The sequence below is a fragment of the Streptomyces sp. ASQP_92 genome (assembly GCF_025399895.1).
In the GTDB taxonomy this organism is placed as follows: Bacteria; Actinomycetota; Actinomycetes; order Streptomycetales; family Streptomycetaceae; genus Streptomyces.
Genome location: NZ_JAODUA010000021.1, coordinates 92,572 through 103,002 on the forward strand (window position 1 = coordinate 92,572; position 10,431 = coordinate 103,002).

The following is a 10,431-nucleotide window of genomic DNA, read 5'->3' on the forward strand; positions in this document are numbered from 1 at the left end:
GGGGCGCTCTACTTCAGGACGAGCGAGGACCATGTCTTGACCCACTGGTCGCGGTTCTTGGCGATCGTGTCGGGGGCGACGGTGGCCGACTTGGTGATCTTCGCGCCGAACGTGGTGAACTCCGGCGGGAGCACCGCGTCCTTGGCGACCGGGTCCACGAACATCTGGAGCGGCATGTCGTCCTGGAACTTCTTGGAGATCAGGAAGTCCAGGAGCGCCTTGCCGCCGGCCTCGTTCTTGGCGCCCTTGAGCAGGCCCGCGAACTCGGTCTGGCGGAAGCAGGTGCCGGTGGCGACGCCGGTGGGGGCCTGGGCGGGCCGGGGGTCGGCGTAGATCACTTCGGCGGGCGGGCTGGAGGCGTAGGAGACGACCAGCGGCCGGTCGCCCTTGGCCTTCTTGCCGCCGACCGAGCCGGAGAAGTCCGTGTTGTAGGCCTGCTCCCAGCCGTCGACGACCTTGACGCCGTTGGCCTTGAGCTTCTTCCAGTAGTCCTGCCAGCCCCCGTCGCCGTACTGCGCGACCGAGCCGAGCAGGAAGCCGAGCCCCGGGGAGGACGTCGCCACGTTCTCCGTGACGAGGAGGTCCTTGTACTCGGGCTTGATCAGGTCGTCGAAGGACTGCGGCGGGCTGAGCTTCTTGTCCGCGAAGTACTTCTTGTCGTAGTTGACGCAGATGTCGCCGGTGTCGATGGGCGTGACCCGGTGCTTGTCCTGGTCGAGCTGGACGCCGGCGGGCACCCGGTCCAGGCCCTTGGCCTCGTACGGCGTGAAGATGCCGTTGTCGAGGGCGCGCGAGAGCAGGGTGTTGTCGACGCCGAAGAACACGTCGCCGCGCGGGGAGCCCTTGGTGAGGATCTCCTGGTTGAGGGCGGCGCCGGCGTCCCCGGACTTGAGGACCTTGACGGTGTAGCCGGTCTGGGCGGTGAACGCCTTGAGCACCGGGTCCGAGGCGGCGAACGAGTCGTGGCTGACGAGCGTCACCGTCTTGCTGGTGGAAGCCTCGCCCGAGCCGGACTTCTTGCCGTCCGAGCCGCCGCAGGCCGCCAGCGTGGTGACCCCGAGGGCGGCGGCGATCGCGCCGGCCGCGAGCCTCTTGGTACTGCGCATGTGTTCATTCCTCCTGGAGATGACCAGGAAGAGACGCGGCCCTGCCCGCACGACGAGAGGTCGTGCGGGCAGGGCGCAACAGCTTGAGTAATCGCCGAACTTCCTACCCCGAATGACCGGGGCAAGGTTCAGAGGGTCTGCGGTCCGTGTCCCTCGCGGGCACCGCACTCTCAGCGCTGTGGCGCTCCCCTGTCGGAATATGCAGATGTTTCCGGCCAGGTTACACGGGGCCCCTGACAGGGCCCCCGGCCGTTCTGCCCCTTGGACTAGCGCTCGGAGGCGGCGAGCTGACCGCAGGCTCCGTCGATCTCCTGACCGCGGGTGTCGCGGACCGTCACCGGCACGCCGTGGGCCGCGATGGCCTCGACGAACGCCTTCTCGTCCTCGGGCCGCGAGGCCGTCCACTTGGAGCCCGGCGTCGGGTTCAGCGGGATCAGGTTGACGTGCACCCGCTTGCCCTTGAGCAGCCGGCCCAGCAGGTCGCCGCGCCACGCCTGGTCGTTGATGTCACGGATCAGGGCGTACTCGATCGAGATGCGGCGCCCGGACTTCTCGGCGTACTCCCACGCCGCGTCGAGGACCTCGCGGACCTTCCAGCGGGTGTTGACCGGCACGAGGGTGTCGCGCAGCTCGTCGTCGGGGGCGTGCAGGCTCACCGCGAGCCGGCACTTGAAGCCCTCGTCGGCGAAGCGGTGCATGGCGGGGACCAGGCCCACCGTGGAGACGGTGATGCCGCGCTGGGACAGGCCGAGGCCGTCCGGCTCGGGGTCGGTGAGGCGGCGGATGGCGCCGACCACGCGCTTGTAGTTGGCGAGCGGCTCGCCCATGCCCATGAAGACGATGTTGGACAGGCGGGCCGGGCCGCCCGGCACCTCCCCGTCGCGCAGCGCCCGCATGCCGTCGACGATCTGGTGCACGATCTCGGCGGTCGACAGGTTGCGGTCCAGGCCGGCCTGGCCGGTGGCGCAGAACGGGCAGTTCATGCCGCAGCCGGCCTGCGAGGAGATGCACATCGTGACCCGGTCCGGGTAGCGCATCAGGACGGACTCGACGAGCGTCCCGTCGTGCAGCTTCCACAGCGTCTTGCGGGTGGTGTCCTCGTCGCAGGAGATGTGCCGCACCACGGACATCAGGTCCGGCAGCAGCTCCTCCTGGAGGCGGCCGCGCGCGGCGAGCGGAATGTCGGTCCACTCGGCCGGGTCGTGGGCGTACCGCGCGAAGTAGTGCTGGGAAAGCTGCTTGGCGCGGAACGGCTTCTCGCCGATCGCGGCGACGGCTTCCTTGCGCTCGGCGGGCGAGAGGTCGGCGAGGTGCCGCGGCGGCTTCTTGGCTCCGCGGGGGGCGACGAAAGTGAGTTCTCCGGGCTTGGGCATGGTTCCTCAAGTGTCTCAGACGTACGGAAAAGGGCTCGCCGTCCTGTGGACGACGAGCCCTCACCCTTCAAAGCGATACAAAAACGCAGGTCAGCCGGTTCCTACGAACACCGCCAACAGCAGCCACACCACCGGAGCCGTCGGCAGCAGGGAGTCCAGGCGGTCCATGATGCCGCCGTGGCCCGGCAGCAGCGTGCCCATGTCCTTGATGCCCAGGTCCCGCTTGATCATCGACTCGCCGAGGTCGCCGAGCGTGGCGCTGGCCGCGACCGCGAGACCCAGGAGCAGGCCCTGCCACCAGGTGCCGTCGTCGATGAGGAACTCCATGCACAGCGCGCCCGCCACCATCGCGAACGACACCGCGCCGAACAGGCCCTCGCGGGTCTTGCCGGGGCTGATGCGCGGCGCGAGCTTGTGCTTGCCGAAGCGCCAGCCGATCGCGTACGCCCCCGTGTCGCTGACCACCGTCAGGAGCAGGAAGGTCAGTACCCGCCAGGGTCCGTCGTCCGCGGTGAGCAGCATCGTGACGAACGTGGCGAGGAAGGGCACGTAGAACGCGGCGAACACGCCCGCGGTCACGTCCCGCAGATAGTTCTGCGGCGGCTCGGTCATCCGCCACACCAGGACCGCGAGCGAGGTCAGCGCCATCGCCACCCAGGCACCCTCGGCGCCCCTGACGTATCCGGCGACGACCATCGCCGCACCGCCCACCGCGAGCGGCACCAGCGGCGCCTTGATCTGCTTGCGCTCCTCGAGGCGGCTGGTCAGCTCCCACAGCCCGACGACCACGGCGACCGCGACGACTCCGACGAAGACGGCCTTCACGATGAACAGCGACGCGAGGACGAGCGCGCCGAGGCCCACCCCGACCCCTATCGCGGACCGCAGGTCACGGCCCGCCTTCTTCTTCTCCGGCTGGGCAGGCACGGGGGGCACGGGCGGAGGGCTTGCCATGGGCTCCTGCGGCGTCTCGTCGCGGAAGTAGGGGCCGCCCGGCAGGGCGGCCCCCAGGTCACGTTGATCGCGGACTTCGACGTCTTCGCGGGTGTCGGGAACGACCGGCATCGGCTGCGTCCTCGACACGGGCGGGGCGTCATACGCATCGTATGCAGGCCCCGCCGGGAACGCCCCCTGGGAAGGCCCCTCGGGGGTTCCCCAGAATTCGGGTCTCGGCGGAGCCCCCCAGGAAGAGTCGTTCATCAGACCTCGAGCAGCTCGGCTTCCTTGTGCTTGAGCAGCTCGTCGACCTGCGCCACGTACTTGGCGGTGGTGTCGTCGAGCTCCTTCTCCGCACGGCGGACCTCGTCCTCGCCGGACTCCTTGTCCTTGACGAGCTTGTCGAGGGCGTCCTTGGCCTTGCGGCGCACGGCGCGGATCGACACCTTGGAGTCCTCGGCCTTGGTGCGCGCGACCTTGATGTAGTCCTTGCGGCGCTCCTCGGTCAGCTCCGGGAAGTTCACGCGGATGATGCTGCCGTCGTTGCTGGGGTTGACGCCCAGGTCCGAGTCGCGGATGGCCTGTTCGATGTTGCGCAGCGCGCTCTTGTCGAACGGCGTCACGACCGCCATGCGCGGCTCCGGCACGGAGAACGACGCGAGCTGGTTGATCGGCGTCAGCGCCCCGTAGTAGTCCGCCACGATCTTGTTGAACATCGCCGGGTGCGCACGCCCGGTGCGGATCGCGGCGAAGTCCTCCTTGGCCACGACGACGGCCTTCTCCATCTTCTCCTCGGCCTCGAGGAGGGTTTCTTCGATCACCACTTGCTCCTGCATGTCTTGGGTGGGCCGGGAGTGCTCAGGGCGACCTGAGCCTTGGGCCCTGGATAACCAGCGTCTTTCCCTGCACGGTGTCCGACCGGCAGGGGATTGTCCATCCCCCGGTCAGGCCCGGGTGCCCTGGTCGCTCACGAGAGTGCCGATCTTCTCACCCTTGACGGCACGCGCGATGTTGCCGGCCGTCAGGAGCTCGAAGACGAGGATCGGGAGGTTGTTGTCGCGGCACAGGGTGATCGCGGTCATGTCGGCGACCTTCAGGTCCCGCGTGATGACCTCGCCGTACTCCAGCGCGTCGAACTTCACCGCGTCGGGGTTGATCCGGGGGTCGGAGTCGTAGACCCCGTCCACCCCGTTCTTGCCCATCAGCATGGCCTCGGCGTCGATCTCCAGGGCGCGCTGGGCGGCGGTGGTGTCGGTGGAGAAGTACGGCATGCCCATGCCCGCGCCGAAGATGACGACGCGCCCCTTCTCCAGGTGGCGCACGGCCCGCAGCGGGATGTACGGCTCGGCGACCTGGCCCATCGTGATGGCCGTCTGGACGCGCGAGTCGATGCCCTCCTTCTCCAGGAAGTCCTGGAGGGCGAGGCAGTTCATCACCGTACCGAGCATGCCCATGTAGTCCGAGCGGGCCCGGTCCATGCCGCGCTGCTGGAGCTCGGCGCCCCGGAAGAAGTTGCCTCCGCCGATGACGACGGCGATCTGCCCGCCGTCCCGGACGACGGCGGCGATCTCTCGGGCGATGTTGTGCACGACGTCGGGGTCGACACCGAGCGCCCCGCCTCCGGCGAACGCCTCGCCGGACAGCTTCAGCATGAAGCGTCCGGCCACCTTGTCGTCATCGCGCTTGTGGTCGGCCGAGTGATCGGCCTTGGCTGCGTCCGCGCCCTGATTCATGGGGATCTCCTCGTGCACATACGAAGAAGGCCATTGCCGGTGGGTACTCGTAGTCCCTAGCGGCAATGGCCTCCTCGTCAGATCTGCGGTCGTCCGTCGCGTGCGCGAACGACTGCCTCAGACCCTAGCGGGGTCCAGTGTCGAACGCCGAACGGACTCAGATGCCGACCTTGATGCGCGAGAAGCGCTTCAGGGTGACACCGGCCTCCTTCAGAACCTGCTCGACGGACTTCTTGTTGTCCAGCGCGTACGGCTGGCCAAGCAGCGTGGCGTCCTTGAAGAACCCGTTGACGCGACCCTCGACGATCTTCGGGAGCGCGGCCTCGGGCTTGCCCTCGGCGCGGGTGGTCTCCTCGGCGACGCGACGCTCGGTCTCGACGACCTCGGCCGGAACGTCCTCACGGGTGAGGTACTTCGGCGCGAACGCGGCGATGTGCTGCGCGACGCCCTTGGCGACCTCGGCGTTCTCCTTGTCGAGCTCGACAAGGACACCGATCTGCGGCGGCAGGTCAGGCATGGTGCGGTGCATGTACGCGGCCACGAAGCCACCCGTGAACTGCGCGAAGCGGTCCAGGACGATCTTCTCGCCGAGGTTGGCGTTGGCCTCGTCGACGAACGCCTGAACGGTCTTGCCGGCCTCGATCTCGGAGGCGAGCAGCGCGGCGATGTCGGCCGGGGAGGTGGCGGCGACGTGCTCGGCCAGCTTGGCGGCGACGGCCTGGAACTTGTCACCCTTGGCGACGAAGTCCGTCTCGCACTTCAGCTCGACCAGCACGCCGGACGTCTTGTCCTCGGAGATGACGGACACGACGGCGCCGTTCTCGGCAGAACGGCCCTCGCGCTTGGCGACGCCCTTCTGACCCTTGATGCGCAGGGCCTCGACGGCCTTGTCGACGTTGCCGTCGGCCTCGTCGAGGGCCTTCTTGCAGTCCATCATGCCGGCGCCGGTGAGCTCACGGAGCTTCTTGACGTCAGCGGCGGTGTAGTTCGCCATGAGTCTGTGTTTCTCTCTCGGAGTCTAGAAAGATCTACGAAGATCTGCGGGGCTACGGGTCGACGGCGGGGGCTTGTGGCCCCCGCCGTCAACTACCGAACCTGTGGTTCCCGGTTAAGGGGTCAGGCCTGCTCGGCGTCCGCGGCCGGAGCCTCGGTGGCCTCGGCGGCCGGAGCCTCAGCAGCGGCCTCGGCCGGCTTCTCGGCCTCGTCGGCCGGAGCGGCGTCGGCGGCGGGCGCCTCGGCGGACTCCTCGGAGTCAGCCTTCTTGTCACCCTCGAGCAGGTCGCGCTCCCACTCGGCGAGCGGCTCGCCGGCCGCCTTCTCGCCCGGCTTCGAGTCGCCCGTGGCCTGGCCGGAACGGGCGATGAGGCCCTCGGCGACGGCGTCGGCGATCACGCGGGTGAGCAGGGTGACGGAACGGATCGCGTCGTCGTTGCCCGGGATCTTGTAGTCGACCTCGTCGGGGTCGCAGTTCGTGTCGAGGATCGCGACGACCGGGATGTGGAGCTTGCGCGCCTCACCGACGGCGATGTGCTCCTTCTTGGTGTCGACGATCCAGACGGCGCTGGGAACCTTCGACATCTCACGGATACCACCGAGGGTCTTCTCCAGCTTGGCCTTCTCGCGCGAGAGGACCAGGAGCTCCTTCTTGGTGAGACCCGAGGCCGCGACGTCCTCGAAGTCGATCTGCTCGAGCTCCTTGAGGCGCTGCAGACGCTTGTAGACGGTGGAGAAGTTGGTCAGCATGCCGCCGAGCCAGCGCTGGTTGACGTAGGGCATGCCCACGCGCGTCGCCTGCTCGGCGATCGCTTCCTGCGCCTGCTTCTTGGTGCCGACGAACATGATGGAGCCGCCGTGCGCGACGGTCTCCTTGACGAACTCGTAGGCGCGGTCGATGTACGACAGCGACTGGAGCAGGTCGATGATGTAGATGCCGTTGCGCTCCGTGAAGATGAAGCGCTTCATCTTCGGGTTCCAACGACGGGTCTGGTGACCGAAGTGGACGCCGCTCTCCAGCAGCTCCCGCATCGTGACGACGGCCATGGCCGTACTCCTTGAGGTACTCGGTTACCACGGCCGCCGGTCGGCTGCCGCGCCTGACGCCCCGGTACGCCGCGCCCTGAACCCTGAGGGGATAAGGACCGAGAGGCGTGGCCGACGATGGTGGTGAGACCGCCGGCGGGGCGTGCGAAGTCGATCCGGTCACCCGGATCGCCACATGAAGTGTACGGGACCCGCACAGTGCCGGGTGACGGCGTTGTCCACAACCACCTGGTTGTCCACAGCCCACGACCAAGATCCCCCCGAACCGCCCCCGCCCGGGACCCTGTACCCATGCACCGAACACTCCTCCTCGCCCTGGCAGCCGCGGCCACCTGGCCCGTCCTGCCACCCACCGTCATCCACCCCTGGGCCCCACCAGCCACGCCCTACGGCCCCGGCCACCGAGGCGTCGACCTGGCCGCACCCCCCGGCACCCCCGTCCGCGCCGCCGCCCCCGGCCGCGTCACCTTCGCGGGCCAGGTCGCGGGACGGGGGGTTCTCACGATCACTTTGGCGAGGGGAGGTGGGGACGGGTCGGGGGCGGGAGTGGGCGGCGCGGGGAGTGCGGGTCGGGGAAGGGCGGATGCGTCGAGTGTTGGGTCGGCGGGCTGGTCAGCAGGCGGGTCGACAGGCTGGTCGACGGGCTGGTCAGCAGGTGGGTCGACAGGCTGGATGAGAACTTTGCCGAGAGCCCCTTTGAACACCCCGTTGAGGACTACTTACGAACCAGTCCAGCCCCTCGTGAAGGAGGGCGCCCAAGTAGCGGCGGGCGAGGTGGTGGCCACCACCTCCGAGGCGCCCTCCCACTGCCCCCAGGGCTGCCTGCACTGGGGACTGCTGCGGGGCGACACCTACCTCAATCCCCTGTTGCTGCTCCATCGCGCCGCGCACTCCCGGCTGCTGCCGGTGGCGGGGGTGGCTGAGCCGGGGTGAGGGGTGGGGAGACGGGGGGTGGGGTTGGGGGGGAGGGAGGGGGTGGGGGGCGGGGGGGGGAGGCCCCCAGAAGGTCAGTGGAAATTCAGCCCCCGACCCCGCGCAGCGCCATCGCCACTGCCGCGTCCGCGATGGCGGACGGGTCGGTCGTGCCTTGTTCGATGCGGCGCACCGCCGCGTCGACGATCCCTTGGAGGAGGACCGCGGCCAGGGGCGGCTGGGTGTGGCCGAGGTCGGCGAGCGCCTCGACGATCATGGCGATGAGGCCGCCGTGGGCGGCCCGGATCTTTTCGCGGGCGCCGGCGTCGAGTTCGCTGGCGGAGATGGCGACGACGGCGCGGTGGCGCTGGTCGCCGACGAGGCCGAGCTGGTGGCGTACATACGCCTCGACCTTGCCCTCGGGGGTGTCGGCCCGCTGCATGGCGCCTTCGATTTCGGCGGCCCAGAGCGGGAAGTCGACGGCGCAGAGTTCTTCGACGACCGCGGCGCGGGAGCGGAAGTATTCGTACACGGACGAGCGGGCGAGGCCGGTGCGCTCGGCCAGGGCGGGGAAGGTCAGCGCTTCCGTCCCGCCTTCGGACAGCAGTGAGCGTGCGGCGTCCAGCAGGGCGTCGCGCTGCATGGTGCGGTGCTCGGCCACGGAGGCCGCTCGGATCCTGGGCACTGCTCCACTTTACGGCCGGGCGCGGAACGGGGTCGGCAGGGACGATTCGTCCGGGGCTCTCAACGCCCGACGTCCGCCAGTTTGGCCCGTAGCTGGAGCACCGATTTGGTGTGGATCTGGCTCACTCTGCTCTCGGTGACCCCGAGGACGTTGCCGATCTCGGCGAGGGTGAGGCCTTCGTAGTAGTAGAGCGTGACGACGGTCTTCTCGCGTTCGGGGAGGGTGTTGATCGCCCGGGCGAGCAGTCGGCGCAGTTCGCGGTCCTCGGCGACTTCGACGGGGTCGTCCGCGGAGGTGTCCTCGAGGGTGTCCATGAGGCTGAGCCGGTCGCCGCTCTCGCCGCCGACGTGCAGCAGTTCTTCGAGGGCCACGACGTTGGCGAGCGACAACTGGCTGAAGACGGAGTGCAGTTCCTCGACGGCGATGCCCATCTCGGAGGCGACTTCGAGCTCCGAGGGGGTGCGTCTGAGCTGGGCTTCGAGGGTGGCGTAGGCGCGTTCCACGGCGCGCGCCTTCTGGCGTACGGAGCGCGGGATCCAGTCGAGGGCGCGCAGTTCGTCGATCATCGCGCCGCGGATCCGGGTGATGGCGTACGTCTCGAACTTGATGGCCCGCTCGATGTCGAACTTCTCGATGGCGTCGATGAGGCCGAAGACCCCGGAGGAGACGAAGTCGGCTTGTTCGACGTTGGGTGGCAGGCCCACACTCACGCGGCCCGCGACGTACTTGACCAGGGGCGAGTAGTGCAGGATCAACTGCTCGCGCAGCCGCTCGTCGCCGGTGGCTTTGTACGACCGCCACAGCTCGTCGACGGACGAGGGTGCCGATGGCCGCACGGTGCCGCTGCCGCGGGCAGCCGGGGGCGCTGCCGTGCGATCAGACCCGGAGGTGTGCTGGGGCATGCGTTGCCTTGAGCCGTTCTGCTGTGACGTGAGCGGGGGCTGTTTCCGGTCGGGGGTCCTCGTGAGCGTAGCGTGACTGGGCCGTCGCGGTGCGCGAAGGCCGGGTGATCGGGCCCGGTCGCTCGGGTGGCTTTCGGCGCTTGCGCAGGTGGGGGAGGCAGCGCCGCGTGTGGGCCCCGAAAGCGCTGCTGTGCGGCCCGTGGTGGACGCCGCCCTCTCACCTTGTCACCCGAATGCCCCTGGTCAAGCACCGCCTCGCCGCGTTCCGGCGGGGTGGAGCGCGGTCGGCGTCAACTTCCAGTCGTCTCCTACTCGTTCGACGAAGCCGAGGGCGTGCAGTTCGTAGAGGCGGCCGAGTGCTTCGTCGGCGCTGGTTCCGGCTTCGCGGGCGAGGTCGCGTGCGGGTGCGGCGCCGCGGGCGGGCAGGGCTTCCAGGACGCGGGCGGCGTCGGGGGCGAGGAGGTCGCGGGGCAGGACGGGGCCGCGGCGGGCGGGGGCGAGTTCTCCCATGTCTCCGACGAGTTCGACGACTTCTTCGGCGTCGGTGACCAGGACCGCTTCGCCGCGCAGGAGTTCGTGAACGCCCGCGGAGAGGCCGCTGGTGGCGGGGCCGGGGACGCCCATGGTGTAGCGGCCGAGTTTCTGTGCGGCGCGGGCGGTGACGAGGGAGCCGCTGCGGTACTCGGCCTCGACGACGACGGTTCCGCGTGTGAGGGCGGCGATGACGCGGTTGCGCAGGATGAA

General features: G+C 69.2%; 11 protein-coding genes, 1 pseudogene and 1 riboswitch. Of the genes and pseudogenes, 2 read left to right on the top strand and 10 right to left on the bottom strand.

All coding sequences use genetic code 11. The features are described 5' to 3' along the window. Nucleotides 1-8 precede the first annotated feature (8 nt). The 7 genes from N4G70_RS31420 to rpsB all read right to left on the bottom strand — a co-directional run bounded on the left by N4G70_RS31420 (nucleotide 9) and on the right by rpsB (nucleotide 7,188). A complete protein-coding gene (locus tag N4G70_RS31420; protein WP_261716169.1) occupies nucleotides 9-1,106 on the bottom strand; it encodes a thiamine ABC transporter substrate binding subunit in 1,098 nt (365 codons plus the stop codon). A gap of 82 nt (nucleotides 1,107-1,188) precedes the next feature. Next, nucleotides 1,189-1,307, bottom strand: a riboswitch (TPP riboswitch). A 65-nt stretch (nucleotides 1,308-1,372) separates the two neighbouring features. Then, the gene (rlmN, locus tag N4G70_RS31425) at nucleotides 1,373-2,479 is read right to left on the bottom strand and encodes a 23S rRNA (adenine(2503)-C(2))-methyltransferase RlmN (RefSeq protein ID WP_120721116.1); all 1,107 of its coding nucleotides are present in this window, start codon (nucleotides 2,477-2,479) and stop codon (nucleotides 1,373-1,375) included. Between the two features lie 90 nt (nucleotides 2,480-2,569). Further along, nucleotides 2,570-3,679 carry a phosphatidate cytidylyltransferase gene (locus N4G70_RS31430; protein WP_261716170.1) on the bottom strand — a complete coding sequence of 370 codons (1,110 nt, stop codon included), beginning with the start codon at nucleotides 3,677-3,679 and terminating at the stop codon, nucleotides 2,570-2,572. After that, nucleotides 3,679-4,236: a ribosome recycling factor gene (gene frr / locus N4G70_RS31435; protein WP_120727660.1), complete on the bottom strand. Its 558-nt coding sequence runs from the start codon at nucleotides 4,234-4,236 to the stop codon at nucleotides 3,679-3,681. The genes N4G70_RS31430 and frr overlap by 1 nt, the downstream gene beginning before the upstream one ends. Before the next feature lie 123 nt (nucleotides 4,237-4,359). Continuing rightward, nucleotides 4,360-5,148, bottom strand: a complete 789-nt coding sequence (pyrH, locus tag N4G70_RS31440) for a UMP kinase (protein ID WP_261716171.1) — start codon at nucleotides 5,146-5,148, stop codon at nucleotides 4,360-4,362. A 157-nt stretch (nucleotides 5,149-5,305) separates the two neighbouring features. After that, nucleotides 5,306-6,142, bottom strand: coding sequence for a translation elongation factor Ts (tsf, locus tag N4G70_RS31445; RefSeq protein ID WP_261716172.1), 837 nt, complete (start codon nucleotides 6,140-6,142; stop codon nucleotides 5,306-5,308). 122 nt (nucleotides 6,143-6,264) lie between these two features. After that, nucleotides 6,265-7,188: a 30S ribosomal protein S2 gene (gene rpsB / locus N4G70_RS31450; protein ID WP_261716173.1), complete on the bottom strand. Its 924-nt coding sequence runs from the start codon at nucleotides 7,186-7,188 to the stop codon at nucleotides 6,265-6,267. Between the two features lie 291 nt (nucleotides 7,189-7,479). Here rpsB and N4G70_RS37070 point away from each other — a divergent pair. Together N4G70_RS37070 and N4G70_RS37075 are read left to right on the top strand one after the other, a co-directional pair. After that, nucleotides 7,480-7,683: pseudogene (locus N4G70_RS37070) on the top strand (peptidoglycan DD-metalloendopeptidase family protein); the annotation flags it as partial. A gap of 246 nt (nucleotides 7,684-7,929) precedes the next feature. Next, complete coding sequence (locus tag N4G70_RS37075; protein WP_315904314.1) at nucleotides 7,930-8,121, top strand: hypothetical protein; 192 nt, start codon at nucleotides 7,930-7,932, stop codon at nucleotides 8,119-8,121. 85 nt (nucleotides 8,122-8,206) lie between these two features. Here the strand turns inward: N4G70_RS37075 and N4G70_RS31460 are convergent, their stop codons facing one another. The 3 genes from N4G70_RS31460 to N4G70_RS31470 all read right to left on the bottom strand — a co-directional run. Further along, entirely contained in the window at nucleotides 8,207-8,761 is a 555-nt protein-coding gene (locus N4G70_RS31460) for a TetR/AcrR family transcriptional regulator (RefSeq protein ID WP_261716179.1), read from the bottom strand. An 83-nt stretch (nucleotides 8,762-8,844) separates the two neighbouring features. Further along, the gene (gene whiG / locus N4G70_RS31465) at nucleotides 8,845-9,687 is read right to left on the bottom strand and encodes an RNA polymerase sigma factor WhiG (RefSeq protein WP_261716175.1); all 843 of its coding nucleotides are present in this window, start codon (nucleotides 9,685-9,687) and stop codon (nucleotides 8,845-8,847) included. A gap of 243 nt (nucleotides 9,688-9,930) precedes the next feature. Then, nucleotides 9,931-10,431 (bottom strand): DNA-processing protein DprA (locus tag N4G70_RS31470; RefSeq protein WP_261716176.1); only part of this gene is annotated, 501 nt, incomplete at its 5' end.